General features: G+C 60.1%; 19 protein-coding genes. 8 read left to right on the forward strand and 11 right to left on the reverse strand.

From position 1 onward, the window contains the following. Positions 1-167: 167 nt before the first annotated feature. From VEJ16_05190 to VEJ16_05200, 3 genes are all read right to left on the reverse strand, one after another. The gene (locus tag VEJ16_05190; GenBank protein HYB09045.1) at positions 168-407 is read right to left on the reverse strand and encodes a hypothetical protein; all 240 of its coding nucleotides are present in this window, start codon (positions 405-407) and stop codon (positions 168-170) included. 178 nt (positions 408-585) lie between these two features. After that, the gene (locus VEJ16_05195) at positions 586-1,224 is read right to left on the reverse strand and encodes a glutathione S-transferase (GenBank protein ID HYB09046.1); all 639 of its coding nucleotides are present in this window, start codon (positions 1,222-1,224) and stop codon (positions 586-588) included. Between the two features lie 82 nt (positions 1,225-1,306). Further along, complete coding sequence (locus VEJ16_05200) at positions 1,307-1,597, reverse strand: hypothetical protein (protein HYB09047.1); 291 nt, start codon at positions 1,595-1,597, stop codon at positions 1,307-1,309. 315 nt (positions 1,598-1,912) lie between these two features. Here VEJ16_05200 and VEJ16_05205 point away from each other — a divergent pair, with 315 nt between their 5' ends. After that, positions 1,913-2,152, forward strand: coding sequence for a hypothetical protein (locus tag VEJ16_05205; GenBank protein ID HYB09048.1), 240 nt, complete (start codon positions 1,913-1,915; stop codon positions 2,150-2,152). A 319-nt stretch (positions 2,153-2,471) separates the two neighbouring features. Further along, positions 2,472-3,527, forward strand: coding sequence for a hypothetical protein (locus VEJ16_05210; GenBank protein HYB09049.1), 1,056 nt, complete (start codon positions 2,472-2,474; stop codon positions 3,525-3,527). A 98-nt stretch (positions 3,528-3,625) separates the two neighbouring features. On the opposite strand, the gene VEJ16_05215 is transcribed toward VEJ16_05210, so the two are convergent. Further along, positions 3,626-3,958: a hypothetical protein gene (locus VEJ16_05215; protein HYB09050.1), complete on the reverse strand. Its 333-nt coding sequence runs from the start codon at positions 3,956-3,958 to the stop codon at positions 3,626-3,628. 44 nt (positions 3,959-4,002) lie between these two features. Further along, on the reverse strand, positions 4,003-5,724 hold the full coding sequence (locus tag VEJ16_05220) for an adenylate/guanylate cyclase domain-containing protein (GenBank protein HYB09051.1): 1,722 nt from the start codon (positions 5,722-5,724) through the stop codon (positions 4,003-4,005). 225 nt (positions 5,725-5,949) lie between these two features. Between VEJ16_05220 and VEJ16_05225 the strand changes: the two genes are divergently transcribed. Next, positions 5,950-6,075, forward strand: a complete 126-nt coding sequence (locus VEJ16_05225) for a hypothetical protein (GenBank protein ID HYB09052.1) — start codon at positions 5,950-5,952, stop codon at positions 6,073-6,075. Between the two features lie 43 nt (positions 6,076-6,118). Here VEJ16_05225 and VEJ16_05230 read toward each other — a convergent pair whose 3' ends face one another. Then, the gene (locus VEJ16_05230) at positions 6,119-6,379 is read right to left on the reverse strand and encodes a hypothetical protein (GenBank protein HYB09053.1); all 261 of its coding nucleotides are present in this window, start codon (positions 6,377-6,379) and stop codon (positions 6,119-6,121) included. Between the two features lie 428 nt (positions 6,380-6,807). Here VEJ16_05230 and VEJ16_05235 point away from each other — a divergent pair, with 428 nt between their 5' ends. Together VEJ16_05235 and VEJ16_05240 are read left to right on the forward strand one after the other, a co-directional pair. Then, entirely contained in the window at positions 6,808-7,404 is a 597-nt protein-coding gene (locus VEJ16_05235) for a hypothetical protein (protein ID HYB09054.1), read from the forward strand. Further along, positions 7,394-8,338: a nucleotidyl transferase AbiEii/AbiGii toxin family protein gene (locus tag VEJ16_05240; GenBank protein ID HYB09055.1), complete on the forward strand. Its 945-nt coding sequence runs from the start codon at positions 7,394-7,396 to the stop codon at positions 8,336-8,338. Before VEJ16_05235 ends, VEJ16_05240 begins: the two co-directional genes overlap by 11 nt. A gap of 190 nt (positions 8,339-8,528) precedes the next feature. Here the strand turns inward: VEJ16_05240 and fetB are convergent, their stop codons facing one another. After that, complete coding sequence (fetB, locus tag VEJ16_05245; protein ID HYB09056.1) at positions 8,529-9,332, reverse strand: iron export ABC transporter permease subunit FetB; 804 nt, start codon at positions 9,330-9,332, stop codon at positions 8,529-8,531. Next, a complete protein-coding gene (locus tag VEJ16_05250) occupies positions 9,329-9,940 on the reverse strand; it encodes an ATP-binding cassette domain-containing protein (protein HYB09057.1) in 612 nt (203 codons plus the stop codon). The genes fetB and VEJ16_05250 overlap by 4 nt, the downstream gene beginning before the upstream one ends. A 345-nt stretch (positions 9,941-10,285) precedes the next feature. On the opposite strand from VEJ16_05250, the gene nirK reads away from it, so the two are divergent. Further along, a complete protein-coding gene (gene nirK / locus VEJ16_05255; GenBank protein HYB09058.1) occupies positions 10,286-11,695 on the forward strand; it encodes a copper-containing nitrite reductase in 1,410 nt (469 codons plus the stop codon). Positions 11,696-12,122: 427 nt separating this feature from the next. Here nirK and VEJ16_05260 read toward each other — a convergent pair whose 3' ends face one another. Then, complete coding sequence (locus VEJ16_05260) at positions 12,123-12,701, reverse strand: hypothetical protein (GenBank protein HYB09059.1); 579 nt, start codon at positions 12,699-12,701, stop codon at positions 12,123-12,125. Between the two features lie 372 nt (positions 12,702-13,073). Here VEJ16_05260 and VEJ16_05265 point away from each other — a divergent pair, with 372 nt between their 5' ends. Further along, on the forward strand, positions 13,074-13,484 hold the full coding sequence (locus VEJ16_05265; protein HYB09060.1) for a hypothetical protein: 411 nt from the start codon (positions 13,074-13,076) through the stop codon (positions 13,482-13,484). Between the two features lie 228 nt (positions 13,485-13,712). Here the strand turns inward: VEJ16_05265 and VEJ16_05270 are convergent, their stop codons facing one another. Further along, positions 13,713-14,642 carry a lauroyl acyltransferase gene (locus tag VEJ16_05270; GenBank protein ID HYB09061.1) on the reverse strand — a complete coding sequence of 310 codons (930 nt, stop codon included), beginning with the start codon at positions 14,640-14,642 and terminating at the stop codon, positions 13,713-13,715. Between the two features lie 596 nt (positions 14,643-15,238). On the opposite strand from VEJ16_05270, the gene VEJ16_05275 reads away from it, so the two are divergent. After that, a complete protein-coding gene (locus tag VEJ16_05275; GenBank protein ID HYB09062.1) occupies positions 15,239-15,391 on the forward strand; it encodes a hypothetical protein in 153 nt (50 codons plus the stop codon). A 704-nt stretch (positions 15,392-16,095) separates the two neighbouring features. Here the strand turns inward: VEJ16_05275 and VEJ16_05280 are convergent. Continuing rightward, complete coding sequence (locus VEJ16_05280; protein ID HYB09063.1) at positions 16,096-16,284, reverse strand: hypothetical protein; 189 nt, start codon at positions 16,282-16,284, stop codon at positions 16,096-16,098. Between the last annotated feature and the right edge of the window lie 288 nt (positions 16,285-16,572).

Raw genomic sequence — 16,572 nt, forward strand, 5'->3', positions numbered from 1 at the left:
GTTGCCGGTGCGCCAAAATCTAAATCGAACAGCCCCGGACCTCTCCCTTCGTCATGCCCGGGCTTGACCCGGGCATCCACGTATTTCTGCCCAATCGCTGAAAGACCTCGTTTGAAATTCGCACGCGCGGATGCCACAAAAATCTTAGGAACTTCGAATCGACCGTACTAGGGTTTCGGGAGCCCGTGATACTCCCGCAAGACGGCGTCGTTGATGAGTTCCTCCTCGGCGGCACCCCAGGTCCGATAGCCGCAGTGATCGCATACGCTCATGGGGATCGCGATCCGGACATGGATGTCACCCCTGTCCGTCGTCTCCGAGAAAGCGATTTCTTCCACCCGTATATTGAAGCGCCCAATCTTGCACATATAGCAGTCGGGCTGAACGGGTTCGTCCGATTGGGGCATGTCCCACTCCCAGCTGCCGTGAAACAGTTCACTGCCGGAAGAGACGCTTGAGGTGTGAAATGCTTCACGCCCGCGGCGCTTTTTTCAGGATTCCGCGCGACTAAGGCCCTTGGCGTGCTTCGAATGCTTGCGCCCAACGAATTCTTGCGCGCTACGGTCGAACTCGAGCCGCACGCGCTCAATAGAACGGCGCGGTCATGGCTTGGGCGGCGTAGGCCCGTTTCACTCCGGCGCGCGAGGCGACCGTCTCCAACAATCGAGCGATCGCTCGGTGCGAGCGCGCCGGCCGTTCGAAGGGAATGGTCCAGCCGCACAGCATCAGGAAATAAAGATCGGCTGCCGAAAAACGCTTCCCAAGGAGATAGGGGCCGTCAGCCATCAGGGCGCTCTCTATCTTTTCGAGCATCGCGCCCATGTTCGCCTCGGCACGGCGCTTTATCGATGAGGCAGCCGCGTCATCCGCGGCCCACCTGTCAGGGTAGTAGTAGGGCATCATCTCCGCCTGAAGCGTGTTCGTCAGATAGATAAGCCACTTGTAGAAGTGGGCGCGCTCGTTGCTGCCGATCTCGGGCGCCAGACCAGCGCTCGGGTGACGGTCGCAAAGATGAAGGCAGATCGCCGCCGCCTCGTAGAGTACGAGGTCGCCCTCGACAAGTGTGGGGATTCGGCCGTGGGGGTTGAGCCTCAAATACTTGGGCGCCTTTTGGGCGTTCTTCGCCCGATCCAAAAATATCAGTTGGAAGGGTGCGCCGATCTCCTCGAGCACCATGTGCGGCGCCAAACTCGCGAAGTTGGGATAGTAATAGAGCTGATACATCGTGAAGAACTCCGCTTGCGCTGACCGGCAGCCACCGAGGGACGCGGCACGATAATCATCGGAACATTGACGAGCAAGCGCATCACCGCGACGCGGATGGAGCAGCGTTCGCTCGCTCCCGCAGTCGCTGGATCAGTTTTGGGAGCACTTCCACGCGAATAGCGTCCAGAGATTCGGCGAGACGCTCCACGGCCGCCTTGTCCTGGTTCTCCGTCAGACGATCGATCTTCCCAGCCACGAGCCGCTCCGACATGATCGCCAAGCGCTTCCAGTTTCCGGCAAAGCCGTGCCGCTGGTGCCAATCGTATTGCGCCCTCAACAAATCGAGAACGGCCTTTTCAACCTGCTCGACGAAACGGTCCGCATCGTCCATCGCATCCCCCCGAAAATCGCACATGGTTGAGTGCGCACCCTACCACGAAAATAGTGCTGCCGAATGCGCTTTTCGACAAATGCGGCCATCGGTCGGGCCGGCCGTTTGCGCGCTTTTGACGGTCCGCTCATACGGCATCACGAAGCGGGCCGGATGGCGACCGCTGAAATCAGGAAAATATAAAATTGCTACCTTAAGGTTTTTCCCATCACTGGAACGTGAGTTCAATTCCACATCATTTGATACTGGGGGCGGTTGGCTCCGCTCCGGGGAGACTGATAAGAATGTCCGCAGTCAACATCGGAGGTCAAAGTCATGTCGATCCGCGAGCTCACCAGCAATGAGTTTTCTCTCGTCAGTGGCGGTGCGGGAAAGGGCGGGAGCGAAGGCGCACCTTCACCGACACCGACACCCGCACCCTCACCCGTCTACTGCAGCCCCTACAATGGCATGTGTGTATCCGTCGACCCGAGTTGGATGCCGGAAAATCCTGCCCGCGGACTTGTGAAGCTTGTCGTTGATTCTTGGGTTTCGTTCTTCCGTAACGTGTTGTAACCGAGTCCACTATGCGCTGACGTCGGGCGCGATCGTGCCCCATTCGGGGTGGGGAGCGGCGCGAGGCCAAGCGATCGCGCGCCGATCCGCAGCCTCTATCGCCAACGGCGCGACAACCTGATCCAGCACGGAGCACCGGGTGCGGCCATACCGGCTCCGGGATTTCCATTGGAACAACCTGACATCGACAGCGGCGAAGACGACAAATAAGCGCCGGGATCGTCGTGTGAAACGGCTCACATCCGATCGCAGCAGGCGGGTGTAGCCTACCGCCGATTCAATTTTTAGTTCCGACGCGATCGATCGTCAGGGGGTCATCATGCACGGCGATCTGGTAAACCGGCCTTGGCAACGCGTCGGCACACCCTTTTATCAGAGGGTGGCCACGGCACCCGCCCCGCCAGCACCGCTGGCGCCGGCGATAAACGCGCCCCGAAGGGAGCCCGAGCTTGACGACCGAGAACTGCCTCCCGTTGCAGATCAGTCGAAGTTCGACGATCAGCCTAACACACTGCTTCGGCTGTTCCGTTCCAGACACGTCAAGGATCTCCGATGGATCGCACTGATCGCCATTGCCTTAATCGGCATTGTCATTTGGCAGTTGATCCATCCGTCGACCGACAAGACCCTGGATAGCTTTTTGAGCGTCGCCGGCCCCGCGTTCGCCGCCGTCGGCGCTGTATGCGCCTGGTGCTACCGAACAGGAAACGCAAGGCTCGGCGTGGTCGACTTGTTCGGTTGCGAAATCAGTACGCTCTGCCGGGTCGTCGCGGTCTCGAACACGATCAGCCGATTGGTCGACAAGTTCGGCAAGGCCCCCGCAGCAGCACCCGTCGATGCAAATCCTCCAGGTGCCGACCATTTCACCTCCCAGGAAAATTATTTTCCGGTGTTCGAGAACAACACGCAGGACCTGCAGGTGCTGCACGCCAGGGTCGTGATGAGCATCACGGCCTTTTACACCTACATGAAAGCGGTGCGTGACACCATGCGGCAACTCGCCGATACACCGTTGCCGTGCCGCAATCACGCGGTACGTAACGTCCTCTTCATGATGTTCCTCAGCCTGGAGAGCGCGCGTGAGGCGATCGAGGACCTGTTCGAGTACGAACCGGACCGGACGGTGCGCATTATCGAGATTCTGATCGGCGAGTTGCAGGCGTATGACTTCCTGCGAAAGAACCTTCTCGACGATCCGGTGCGTCACGACCTCATCATGATGCGCGAATCCGATTACCGAGTTCTGGTGCCGGAACTTAAAACCCGAGTCGAAGATCCATCTCACGCATCGCCCCGGGCTTGGCAATGGAAGCGGGCCGAGCGGCTCCTACCCAAATTGGAGGCACGATTCGAAGCCGCGATGTCCGTAGCATAAACGCCGCCGCGACTCTAAATCGCCGTCATGTCCGACCGACGCCGTCGATTACAAATCTCGTCACGGCGCGCGCCGTGACGAGATTTCTTCCGTGGCGGTCAAGGTGTCTTCCGATTGGGTTGCGGTTTCCATCCGTCGCCCGAGGCCAGCACGCAGGCCGGCCCGGTCGGCGCGTCCACGAGTAACGCCCAATCTCCCTTGGGTGAGACATAAAGCTCGAGGACCCGCCCCGTCGTCGTGACGCCGGAGCCGACTTTTGTCTCGTCAAAATCGTATTTCAGCGTGGCAATCATGGCGTCCCGATCGCTGCAGGGCAGATGCATGACATCCTCCTGCTGCGGTGCTGCCGAGGTCGTGAAGAGGCCGGCAACCAGACTTCCAACAACAAAGTACCCAATCCTTTTGAGCATGGTGCGCCTTTTGTGTCTCATTGGCTTCTGTCCTTGACGACAATGGAACATGGAACCCTCACCGCTTACTTGGCGCCGAGCCGGTGGACGCCGTCCCAGTCGGCGGGCGGTGGCCGTCGGCGGAAATGGGTCACGCGTTCGATATACGCGGCGCTCGGTCCGTCCTGCGGGGCCAAACGGCGGCAGGCTTCGAACTCATTCTGCGCAGCGTCCCAATCCTGCCGGCGATAAGCGTCGAGGCCCCTGGCGAAGGCCGCGCAAAGTTCGCGGCCCAACTCATCGAGACCACCGGCCTCGCCCATCAGTTCATAGATGCGAATCGCTTCGCTCTTGCCGGCTAGCAGTACGACGTCGAGTTCGCGCGCGTCAACGGCATGTCGGACAAGTCGGTAAGTCTCTTCCGACATGATGATCGACGTGCCGTAGACCTTATTCGCGCCTTCAAGGCGCGAACAGAGATTGACGGTGTCGCCAATCGCCGTATAGGAGCGCGCATTGGGACTGCCGATCGTGCCGACCACCACTTCGCCTGTCGCGATGCCCATCCGCACCACGATGTCGGGCGCGTTCTGGCGGAGACCGGTGAGATCGGCGAGCTGTGCACGCACGTCCGCGATGGCCTTGATCTGGGCAAGGGCCGCCTTGCAGCCATCGAGTGCGTGCTCGTCGCCAGGCGAGAATGGCGCACACCAGAATGCCATCACCGCGTCGCCGATATACTTGTCGACGATTCCATTATGCCGGCGAATCTCTCCAGTCACTGCGCTGAAATAGGCATTGAGCAGCTTTACAGTAGCCCCCGATGTAAGCTGCTCACCGATTGCGCTGAAATCCTTGATGTCGGAAAAGAAAACCGTGACGACCTTGCGTTCGGCCTGATCCGCGAGGCCGTCGGCACCGCCCGCCGCGATCAGTCGGGCAACGATGCGCGGGTCGATGAATTTGCCGAATGTGTCCTTGATCCGCTCACGCTCGCGCAGTTCGGCGATCATGTGGTTGAAGGCACGGGCAAGCTCGCCGACCTCGTCCTGCGTGACGACCGGCACGGTGATATCGATATTTCCCGCCTCGATCGCCCGCGTGCTGACCAGGAGCTTGCGCAGTGCCGCGACGACTTGCTTCGAGCCAAAACCGCTGATGCCCAGCCCTAGGGCCGCGGCGACGACGAACAGGATAAAGCTGAGCACTGCAGCATCGTGTTCGCTGGCATAGATGCTGGCCGTCGCCTTTTCCGTGAGAGCGGCGACTTCATGCCGCATCTGCGCAAGATCCGGGCCGAAGGCGTCCTCGTACTTGGTGAAATTGAGCGCCACATTGCGTGCCTTCTCCGATTGGCCGGCGACGAGTGCGTCCGTCACCGCCTTGCCGACGGCGATGAAGGGAGCCACTTGGCGGCTGATCAGCGGCAAGGCGCCTTGAACCTGCGCCAGCACCTCGAGTTGATCGGGGTTGTCTTGTTCGTGGGCCGTCGCGGCATCGAGTTCGGCACTCAGCTTCTCGAAGCCGGCCTGGATGCGGGCGCCGACTTGTCCGATTTTGGATGCTGCATCTTTAAGCTCCTCCGGCGACCGATCCGGCTGGCGGAGCAGCCGGTCGACTCGCAACTCGTACTCGTCGGTCAGCACATCCAGGTCGGCAAGGAGGGCGCGCAGGGGCTGGTAGTGTTGGACGATCGCCTCGAGCCTGTGGGCGGTATGCGCCTGCTCGATCGACAGCGCGCCGACCAGGGCGCCGAACAGCAACAGCAGAACTCCGGCGAGCACGAAGAACTTGGCGCGAATGCTCATGGCGGCCCTCGAATCGCAACATTCTACCAACCGCCCCGGATCCTATGGCCCGTTGCGCGGTCAGGCTGTTAAGCTAGTCGGACCTGGCCCCAGAGGCGAGACTGCATTTCGCGAGGCCGCGATTCGCAACGGGCGTTGCGGGCGATCCGAATCCATGCCTATTCTCATTAACCGGCGGGAAATCGCGCCGAGGACCCTGGATATCAGGCTCAGTCGGGCATCGCCATGTCGCATATGGAATATTTCTTCCTCGCCGTCGTCATCGTGGCTTTTCTTGCGCTCGCCGGCAGCCTTGCCATCGTGAGCGAGCTTGAGGCGAAGCATCACGCGTTACGCGAAGGCAACAGATAGCGAAGGCAAGTGGCGTAATGGCGCGCCAATTCGCTCGTTCCGCCTAATGGGCCATGAGCGGGCGGGCGGACTCCGTGGCTTGCAGCAGCTCGAACTGGGATCGCTCGAACGCATCGCGTTCGCGCTGTTGGGCGAGGTGGTCCTGCACGCATTTGTCGTGCTCGGGCGAGCCGGGTGCGAGCCCTTGTTCCGTACAGGCCGCGGCGAATTGCTTGGCGTAGTCCGGCCCCGGCGAACAGGCGGCAAGCCCGACGAGAAAAAGCCCGATTATTGCAGCGGCCGTCACACGAGACGGTTTTGCCAAGCAGCACCTCACCGCCGAACGGTTCGAAGGCGATCGAGTCTCAGGCGGTGGCGGTAATCGGTCAAGCGATATGCGCCAAGCATAACGGCGGCGAGCGAGCCGATTACTGTTCGCCTTGGTCGCTTACGCCAGCATTAATACGTTTCCGAATATTTTCGATCGACGTCAAAATGTCGATGTCGCCGAGCCCTCAAAATAGCTAGCGAACCGCACGCCCCGCGCCGATGCAACTCAGACGCCCTACTCCGGCAACGATGGCCGTTAGCTATCGCCGGATATTCGCCCTGCTGATTGTTTGACGAGGGCAATAGAGCGACAGCCTTGATGTTTCAATTAACCTCATTATAACAATCACCTGCTAATATGAATGCATGATTTTTCAATGAAATATCTTGCAAAAGTGGCCGCTCTCCCCTAAATCCTCAGGCATGACGATGTTAGAAGCGCTCAAGAACCATCTTAGGCCGGGCCAAGTCTATCGACGTGAAGACCTGACGCGCTGGTCGAATGCTGTCGATCGTCACCTCAAGCAGCTGACAACCGATGGAACGCTGACCAAGCTCGCGGGGGGTCTCTACGCCTACCCGAAAGAGACGGCTTTCGGGAAAGCGCCAGCCGAAGATGACAAGCTGGTCGAAACGTTCCTCAGGGATCGCCGATTCCTGATCGCGTCCCCCAACGCCTACAATAGCCTCGGGGTCGGAACGACGCAGCTTTACGACAAAACGGTCGTCTACAATCACAAGCGACACGGACTCTTCTCGCTTGGCGGACGGACGTTTGACTTCCGCGTCAAGCCGTCCTTCCCCAAGACGCTGAGCCCGGAATTCCTGTTGGTCGATCTCGTAAACAATGTCGATCGGCTGGCTGAAAACAAGAGCGCAGTGCTCGCGCGCGTGAAGCAGCGCGCTTCGACCTACAACGCGTCCCGGCTGCAACGCGCCGCGCGCGACTATGGCAGTGTGCGCGCGAAGAAGTTCTTCGCCGAAGCCCTCAAGACGGACATGGCGACCCATGTCCGCTGATTTTCTTCACAACCACACTGAATTTCCCGAGCTGATCCGCATCGTCGCCCAGCAAAAAGGGATCGATCCAGCCCTCGTCGAAAAAGACTATTGGATCACGCACTGCCTCTATGGCCTGCAGCAGTTGGGTTTCACCTTCGAACTCAAAGGCGGCACATCGCTTTCCAAGGGATTTCAGATTATCAACCGGTTCTCGGAAGACATTGATATCCGCATCGAGCCGCCCAACGATCGACACGTCAAGACGGGACCCAATCAGGATAAGCCTGCACACATCCAAAGCCGCCGGGACTTCTACGACTGGCTCGCCCAGACAATACGTATTGACGGCATTGACAAGGTCGAGCGCGACACGGCCTTCGACAACAGGACGCTCATGAGCGCCGGCATCCGGCTCTATTACCGAACACACGCCAATGCCCTACTAGGTCTCAGGCCCGGTGTCCTGCTTGAAGTCGGCTTCGACGACGTAACTCCGAATAGCAAGAAAGATATCAGCTCGTGGCTTTATGACCACGCCGTTGGCAAGGTGAACATCATCGGCAACCGCGCCAAAGGCGTCGCATGTTACGATCTGGGCTATACCTTCGTCGAGAAGCTCCAGACCATCTCGACCAAATTCAGGAAGCAGCAGGCAAATAAGGACAGCCCGATCGAGTTCATGAGACATTATTACGATGTCTATGCGCTGCTTCAACGAAAGGAGGTCCAGGCGTTCATCGGCACCGACGACTACCAGTCGCACAAAGCCAAACGCTTCCGGGGCGGCGACAATCCCATCATCGCCCACAACCAAGCCTTCATTCAGACTGACCTCGACACGCGCAAGGCCTACACCCTAGCGTTTGCCGAAAGCGCGGCGCTTTACTACGGCACCAAACCGACGTTCGACCAGGTCCTCGAAGAGATCGGCAAATGGATCGACCGGCTATGAGTAAAGTTCGTCGCCAATTCCCGGTCCAGATAAACGAGACGGCACCGGCGCTGCCACTTCCAAAACCGCCCAACGGTGACTCCGGTAAGAAGTTTCTATGGAGCCGCTGCTAAGGCTGTCGCAAGCCCGACGAGAAAAAGCCCGATTATTGCAGCGGCCGTCACACGAGACGGTTTTGCCAAGCGGCACCTCACCGCCGAACGGTTCGAAGGCGATCGAGTCTCAGGCGGTGGCGGTAATCGGTCAAGCGATATGCGCCAAGCATAACGGCGGCGAGCGAGCCGATCGCGGTCGCCCCGGCGATCAGAAACATGATCAGGAGCTGGTACTTGACTGCCTGTTCCGGCGGAACGCCCGACAGTATTTGACCTGTCATCATGCCGGGGAGCGATACGAGCCCGGTTGCCGACATCGAATTGATGATCGGCATCATGCCGCTTCGCAGCGCACCCCGCGTAACCGTGCCCAACGCCTCCCAACGTGTCGCACCCAAGGCCAAACGCGCCTCGACCGCGTTGCGTTCGCGCGCCGCGCCGACCGTCAAGGTATTGAGCCCGAGGCTGATGCCGTTCATGGTGTTTCCGAGAATCATGCCCAGCATGGGGATTGCGAAGCGCGGATCGTACCACGGCTCCGGCCGCACCGCGGTTGTAAGCGCCAAGATCGTGACGAGCGCCCCAGCGATCATCATGGTGCTCGTGCCGAGCCCATAGCTCCACCAGCCGGTGAATGGACGTTCCTGACGCGCGATCGCCTCGCGTCCGGCGAAGCCGATCATGACAAGGGCGGCGAGCAACGTCCAGAACAGCGACATTGCGTCGAACAGGACATGGAGGACCAGACCGACCAGGATCAACTGAACCAACATACGCACCGTGGCGATCGCAAGCTGGCGCTCGAGCCCGAGGGCGAACCACAACGACAGAAGCCCGTTGACGACCACCAGGATCGCCGCGATCGCAACGTCGCCATAGCCGAGGGGGATGTAATTCACGGACCCGGTTCCCACACCTGTCCCGCCTCGACGCGCAGCCGGCGTGAACTGAGCCGTTCGGCTTGCGCCGCGTCGTGACTGACCATGAGGATGGCCGTGCCCCGCGCGAGTTCGGAGCGCAGATGCCCTTCCACGGCCGCGGTGGCGTCCGGATCGAGCCCTGACGTTGGCTCATCCAGCAGCAATGCGCGCGGCGTCAGACTTAGGGCGCGCAAAAGTGCGAGGCGCTGTCGCTCTCCCGTCGAGAGGCGGCTGACTGGCCAATCGAAGCATTCGGCCGGCATACCGACGGACGGCGCCAGTGCCGCGGCGCGCGTGCGGTCGGCAAAATGCTCACCCACGATGTCGGCCCACCACCCACTTTCCGCGGCAACATAAACCACGCGCCGACGCCACGCAGGTGCTGGCGATGCGTCGCGCCGTTCGCCATCGAGTTCGATCTCGCCGTCATTGGGATCGAGGTCGGCGATCGCGCGAAGGAGAAGCGATTTGCCGGCACCCGAAGGGCCGGTCACGACAACAAGCTCGCCATCGGCGACGACAAACGGCTGGACGGAAAGATGCGGATGGGAAAGGCGCCTGACGTCGAGCGAAGTAGCCTCCCTCATGTGGCGAAATTCGGAATAGCCACAGTCGTTCGAATCGAGCCGAAGGCTGCCATATCGACTTTGGCCGTGTCGATTGTTTTTTCCCGTCGCACCATCGGGCGATCGCCCAGCGCTCAACCAACCGACGATCTTCGGTCCGCCGCGCGAAATAATTCGACCAAACGGCGTTGGCGGTCGGCGGCCGTACTGACTTAGATCAATGCATGTGCGGACGCGATCGAGCGTGATGACTTTGCGGACCGGTCGCTCATTCGAGCCCAGTCAGGCGGTCGTCGTCCGGTCCCACCGCGGCACGGGGCACGGAACGGGACGACAAGTTCTTCGGCGATCGACGGGACGGGTGAGATGATCGAGTCCATTTTGCGTGCGGCAGCAACGTTACTTGCGTTGGCCCTCCTGATTCCGGCTGGGTCTCTCCGTGCCGCCGATCAAAACGCGTTGACGATGCCGCAAGAGAACATGGCGGTTCATGGGCGCGCGGATGCCAATTTCACATTGAGGACCGGCATCGCCGACGGCAAGATGGTCTTCATCGGTCGCGGCGGCGCCATCGACGGCAAGGTCAATCCCGATCTCGTCGTTCATGAGGGCGACGAGGTCCAAGTTACCCTGATCAATGGCGAAGGGGCCGAGCACGACATCGTTTTTCCGGATTTCCACGCATCGTCGCCACATGTGACCGGCCGCAACGCCAGTGTCACGATCTCTTTTCACGTCGGCAGCGCGGGTTCGTTCGAATATTTCTGCGATCTCCCCGGCCATCGCGACGCGGGCATGGAGGGTCGCGTCAAGGTGGAGCTTGCGCCCACGACGGCAGCACCTCCCGAAGGTGTAAGCATCGCTCGCGATCCAACGGACATTCCACCGCCGATCGGCGATCGCGCACCCACATCCGTGCGCGTCGACCTCGAAGCGGTGGAGCGGATCGGACGGCTGGATACGGGCACGACCTTCAACTTCTGGACCTTCAATGGCAAGGTTCCCGGCCCCATGCTGCGCATTCGCGTGGGCGATACCATCGAATTGCACCTGAAGAACAACAAGGACGACATGCTCTCGCACTCGATCGATTTGCATGCGGTCAACGGCACTGGCGGCGGTGCCGCACTGACGGCGGTCGATCCCGGCGATGAAAAGGGATTCATATTCAAGGCGCTCACACCTGGCCTCTTCGTCTATCACTGCGCCACGCCGATGGTGGCAAACCATATTTCAAACGGCATGTATGGATTGATTCTGGTCGAACCACCCGGCGGATTGCCCAAGGTCGACCACGAGTTCTACATCATGCAAGGGGAACTCTATACGAACGCCCCGATCGGGAGTGCCGGCCTCCAGGAGATGAACATCGACAAGTTGCTCGAGGAACGACCCGACTACTTTACCTTCAACGGTGCGGTGGGCGCTTTGACCACCGAACACCCGCTCCATTCCAAGGTCGGCGACACCGTTCGCATCTTCTTCGGCGTCGGCGGTCCCAACTTCACGTCGTCATTCCATGTCATCGGGCAGATCTTCGACCGCGGGTGGGAAGACGGCGCCATCACGAGCACGCCGCTTACGGGTGTTCAGACAATCTCCGTGCCGCCCGGCAGTGCCGCCATGGTCGAGTTTGCGACCAAGGTGCCCGGCAAGTACACGATTGTCGATCATGCATTGTCGCGGCTGGAAAAAGGCCTTGCCGGATCGCTGATCGTCGATGGCGCGGCGCAGCCGGACATTTTTCGCGCCGCACCGCTCGGGGACGGCCAATAGCCGCGACGAGCGCCCGCACGGCAGGCAGACCCGCTCCGCGACAATGACAATGATGACTCTTTTGTGATGCCCGTCACTGATTACACCCCTCGAACTGACTTATGTTGCGAGCGTTAACTCTCGCGCGAGGGATCGGCCATGTTCGCAACATCCCGCGTCATTTCACTCTTCGACCGCGCGCCAGCCGCCAAATCGCCGACCCGTCGCCTTCGCTGCCGGTGGCATTACAGCACCGCGGAACACCGGCTGGTCCAAACTTGGGAGGTTTGCGCGGACGAAGTGTCTTAATCTGCGCAAAGCGCGGTCTTCCAATGTTAGGCACGACGATCGACGCGCCGGGTGGCGCCCGACCACCTGGCGGTCGCGCCAATGCATCCGGATCGCCGTTCCTCGATCCAGCCCGGATTGAACCGTCGAGGGGAGCAGCTTATCGGGCTTCCGTCCAACTCTCCGAAAACGCCAACGCGCAGGTGCTGAAGGGCCGACCTTCGCGCTCCTTTGGCCACGGCTGGCCCGCCGCCTCGACCCCGTTTCGTGACAAGCGGGCGCCGAGAGCGGGAATAAGAACGGTGCACACGCCGTAAGGTCGCCCCGGTTCCGCGTTAGGTTGGGTGTGGATAAGCAACGGCTCGCCGATCTTGTACCAGGTGAGCGCTATTTCCTCATCTCTCGTCACCGCGCGCTCGGTCCAGAAATAGCGCGGGTCGCCCGATTTGCTGAACTGGGCATCGTGCACGGGAATGCTCGCGTCCGCCGTCTCGGCATTGAGCATTCCCTGGACGGTCGATTGCAGCCAGCGCGCCATCGCAATGTTGTCGGCATAAATGCGCCAGCGATTTTCCGTCAATTCGCTCTTGAGATAGAGAACGTGCCCGGGTCCGGCCGGGCAAAAGATGATGCGCCAGAAGCTCGCGTTCGTCGTGAAGGGATCGTTGTCCTTCTTGGCAAGCCGGATGAACGGGTTCTCGCCCGTAAGGATTGCGCGGTTGGGGTCTGCAATGCTCATCGGAGCCTCCCTCCATCATTCCTACGGTCAATCTCGAGCCCCGTCGTCGCCACGGGCCGAGTGCAATCTCCCGTGCCTTTACACCGGAATTACCTCGGCGGTCCCAGGCGGCAATGGCCCGAATTGAGAGGTATTCGCGCAAACTGTATTGACCATTGCAAGGAAAAACCAGGGCGATCGATATCCGCGGGCACGATCCTCCCGATTGGCGGTCATATGTCGTTGTTCAAAGTCGCCTATTATCCTAACATTCTTCAAAATATGGCTCAGGAGGTGTCCGTGCGCCGTCTGCTCGAAGTTTGGAGATGCAAAAACCGCGTCCTTGGAGGGATCGCCGCAATCGTCTGCGCGGCGCAACTTTCGAGCGCGGCCGTGGCTCAGGAAACCCCCATACCGTCCGACCTGCCGATTCCAAAGGGCGTCGTCATTACACCACCCGGTCCGTCCACGACCCAGCAAAATGCGGGCTTTTCCGGGATGTGGGTCGGACGATGGGATGGCGCTCGCAGTACGGCCCTCATCGTCACCGCGATTAAAGGCGACGATGTCGATGCCATCTTTTGTTACGGCGATAGGCCCAAAACCTGGGCCAGTTCCAAGTCAGGCTTGGAGTCGGCCGATTGCACGAAGGCGTCCGGGACGATCTCCGATGGCCACATGAAAATCCGAATGAGCAGCGCAGATGCAATTTATACGATGAACAACGACGGGACGCTGTCTGGAAGTTGGGAATTCACTTCGACGAAACTCAGGGCGACGCTTCAACGCGTTCAATATCCCTGACGAGGCGGGCCGGTCGCCTTCACGCGTGACCTGGCTTCCGTGGGCGCAGGTAGGCAGCGACGGGTTTGCGCGATAGCAACGAAGCCACCCCGCGCATGTCCGACGCAGGCGGTATCCGAGGGCCTGCTCGTGCCTGGGATCGCATTAGCCTGCTAATCGATTTCGCCGGCGAACATGGTGCGCCCGGCGCTAAAATCTCTAATGTATGAGTTGGCTCGACTTGGAATTTCAACGATTTGTTTCCTTGGGCCAGCGCCGATGCAGCCACAGCCAGCACTCCGGCTGTTCACGAATCCATCCCTCCAATGTGGCGTTCATCGCCAGCGTCAGCGCACGTACATCCGCGTTGCGGTCGCCGGTGTCGGGCAGGATCAGCGACGGCTCGCAGATCACTCGGAAGCGCGTGGGCCCGAGCCGCACCGGATGGATCGGAATGACAGGGCATCGTACGCGCAAGGCGAATTGCGCCAGAGCCGTAGTTGTCATCGCGGCACGGCCGAAGAATGGTACAGCGATGCCCTCGTCCAGCTTCTGATCGACGAGCATTCCAAGCAGACCTCCCCGCCGTAGATGCGCCCACGCCGCGCGAGCGCCGACGGCACCCTTGGGGAACATTGGCACCTCGGCCCCCAGAGCGTCCCGCCGCAGGGCTTGGATAAGTCGATCCGCCAGCGGGTTGGACGCGGCCCGGTAGAACCACGATACGCTCAGGCCCAATGAGGCAGCGACAGGGAACCCGATCTCCCAGTTGGCGAGGTGGCCAGAGAACAGGAGCGCAGGGCCCCCGCGCACTTGAAGAGCACGCAGTTCCGTATCGTCGCTGCATTCCCAACCGGGCCCCTGCGCGGTCCGCTCAAGCGCGGCAATATGGGGCAGCTCCGCGGCAGTACGGCCGAGATTATCCCACATCCCCCGGATCACCCGACGCCGAGCCGCCGCATCCAGTTCGGGCAGACCGTTACGTAGGTTGGCCTCTGCGACGCGAGAGACTGGCAGCCAAGGGCCGATTTTGCGCGCGACATAGCCGCCAAGGTTGGACGCGGCAACCGGCCCAAGAGAGCGGAGTATTCGGATTCCGGCCCAGAGAGCAGCGGCCTGAAACCGATCTCGTGGTCGTGGTTTGCCATGGTTTCCGGAAGGGCCGGCGGGGAGATTCATCAACGAACGCTATCCCATATTTGCCGCCCCGTCGGCGGACACGTCAGGCTTTAAAGAGTGTCTCGTCTGATCTCCAAAACCGATCGGAGTTCCAAACTCGTGTTGACCGGCTTGGCCGGGTGAGGCGTCTGAGCATCGGGCGAGTCATCGTCAGACGACAGAAGGGAACAACGGCTTAGGCGCGGCCGCTTGTGGTCGGCTGCGACCCGGTGCTCCGGTTTCCACATCCTGCACGTTCGCCCCTGGGTTGAAGGCGCCAGAGAATAAATCACAACCAATTCCGCCGACTCAACAACTTTGTGGATCGGCTCTAAGGACATGTCGGGATGCACACCTAAACGCTTTGAGCATGCGCCGATTTCGAGGAGGTCGAAATACGTACTAACGCGGATGCCTCTGAAGAGAAAAGCCCCGCTGGTTTGGGATGCGACGGGGCTAAAATTAGGTCACGTCATTCGTCACAGAATGACAACCGTGACGTGGCTATGGCCTACCACCATCGGCCGGGCGCGGTCATGCGACGCAGAAAAAGCCCCGCACCGAAAGAGGGAAAGGGGCGGGGCGAGAAGTGCCGGCCACTCGGTTAGGAGCCATACATGGCCGGCGCACAGGAGCATGAACTCTACCACATTCCCGATCCGGCAGGTATAGGTGCTGATGCAAATGCTTCTTCAAAGAAAAGCCCCGGCGGCGTGGAGCGCGATTTGCCGTTGCACGAGACACTCGAAAGGACAATGATCGCTCCGTAACGGCTCCAGAATCTTGCGAATGCCGACTCAGCTGAGCAGCACAAGCCCATGTCTCGATGGCAGATGGAACGTTATCCAGTTATTCTGGGGATTTGCGGGATGATCTGCCTTGTCGCAGGGCCTGCTTTGAGTGCTGGGAATACGTTGGATGGTGACTACACTGGAACGAGAACACTACGAAAAGGCGTCGGTTCACTTTGTCCAGCGAGAGAAGATGTATCCGCCAGTGTCCAGGGCCACACGCTTACATTTACGTACAGCGCACTAAAAAACTACACGATAGGGCTCGATCCTGACTCAGACGGGTCATTCAACCAGATTTCCATGGAGGAGGGTGGGCATGCGGTCAAAATACAGGGCCGCATAATTGGCGAAATTATAGAGGCCGATGTCGCAAATCCCTCTTGCGAATATCACTGGGTGCTCAAGAAAAAATAATTGCGAGTATCCCGGTCCCACCAGTGGCTTCATCCTTTTACAGTAGCGGACGGTCGCGATCTCGCGGCTGCATTTCACGACAGCCGGTAAGCAAAGAAAAGCCCCGTCTCGGGCGGAGGCGGGGCTTGAGTTTAGAAACACAACCACACAGTCGCATTCTGCGACGCGGTCAATCTAGCGCCATCGCCGGGCGCGGTATGTGAAACGTTTCACGTGACGCGGTCCGGAAAACGGCGTGCAAGCCACTGAGGCGCAAAAAACCCGAGTCAGCGCTTCCGGATTTCACGCTGTACCTTGGCGCTCGCGCCTGGGCGCTTGCCGATACCCTTACGCCCGTCATCCAGAATCTCGATATTGCCTTCCTTCCACGTAAGGCGCTCTTCGAACCGGCGGGCAGCTTCGGCGGCCTTGTCGGCTTCGCGCTTCGAGCGGCGTGCATTCTTGGTGGTGTCCACGGCGGCATTTCACGACCCTTCGATGCACCGGGGCAATGCGGTGACCGCCAGGGTGTTAACCTTGAATTTGCTTGCCGCCCTTAATCCATGAGCGCATATCTAAGCAGTCGCGTGGTGCGACTCGGCGAAAGCCGCCTCATTGGACCCTGTCGCTGGCCCAGAAATTGCCCAAAAATCGGGGACGCAAGTCCAGCGACCAAACGAGAGCGCCCGGCTCGCGGCGAGCGGCGGCCGGGTCTGAGGTTTGAAATGGCAGTGAAGTCCTATGTCGTGAATGCGTTGTGGGAT

The sequence above is a fragment of the Alphaproteobacteria bacterium genome (genome assembly GCA_035625915.1).
Taxonomy (GTDB): domain Bacteria; phylum Pseudomonadota; class Alphaproteobacteria; order JACZXZ01; family JACZXZ01; genus DATDHA01.

Excerpts from the sequence above, each read along its gene's own strand:
- VEJ16_05190 (HYB09045.1), bottom strand. The coding sequence starts at position 407 with ATGCCCCAATCGGACGAACCCGTTCAGCCCGACTGCTATATGTGCAAG.
- VEJ16_05195 (HYB09046.1), bottom strand. The coding sequence starts at position 1,224 with ATGTATCAGCTCTATTACTATCCCAACTTCGCGAGTTTGGCGCCGCAC.
- VEJ16_05200 (HYB09047.1), bottom strand. The coding sequence starts at position 1,597 with ATGGACGATGCGGACCGTTTCGTCGAGCAGGTTGAAAAGGCCGTTCTC.
- VEJ16_05205 (HYB09048.1), top strand. The coding sequence starts at position 1,913 with ATGTCGATCCGCGAGCTCACCAGCAATGAGTTTTCTCTCGTCAGTGGC.
- VEJ16_05210 (HYB09049.1), top strand. The coding sequence starts at position 2,472 with ATGCACGGCGATCTGGTAAACCGGCCTTGGCAACGCGTCGGCACACCC.
- VEJ16_05215 (HYB09050.1), bottom strand. The coding sequence starts at position 3,958 with ATGAGACACAAAAGGCGCACCATGCTCAAAAGGATTGGGTACTTTGTT.
- VEJ16_05220 (HYB09051.1), bottom strand. The coding sequence starts at position 5,724 with ATGAGCATTCGCGCCAAGTTCTTCGTGCTCGCCGGAGTTCTGCTGTTG.
- VEJ16_05225 (HYB09052.1), top strand. The coding sequence starts at position 5,950 with ATGTCGCATATGGAATATTTCTTCCTCGCCGTCGTCATCGTGGCTTTT.
- VEJ16_05235 (HYB09054.1), top strand. The coding sequence starts at position 6,808 with ATGACGATGTTAGAAGCGCTCAAGAACCATCTTAGGCCGGGCCAAGTC.
- VEJ16_05240 (HYB09055.1), top strand. The coding sequence starts at position 7,394 with ATGTCCGCTGATTTTCTTCACAACCACACTGAATTTCCCGAGCTGATC.
- VEJ16_05250 (HYB09057.1), bottom strand. The coding sequence starts at position 9,940 with ATGAGGGAGGCTACTTCGCTCGACGTCAGGCGCCTTTCCCATCCGCAT.
- nirK (HYB09058.1), top strand. The coding sequence starts at position 10,286 with ATGATCGAGTCCATTTTGCGTGCGGCAGCAACGTTACTTGCGTTGGCC.
- VEJ16_05260 (HYB09059.1), bottom strand. The coding sequence starts at position 12,701 with ATGAGCATTGCAGACCCCAACCGCGCAATCCTTACGGGCGAGAACCCG.
- VEJ16_05270 (HYB09061.1), bottom strand. The coding sequence starts at position 14,642 with ATGAATCTCCCCGCCGGCCCTTCCGGAAACCATGGCAAACCACGACCA.
- VEJ16_05275 (HYB09062.1), top strand. The coding sequence starts at position 15,239 with ATGGCCGGCGCACAGGAGCATGAACTCTACCACATTCCCGATCCGGCA.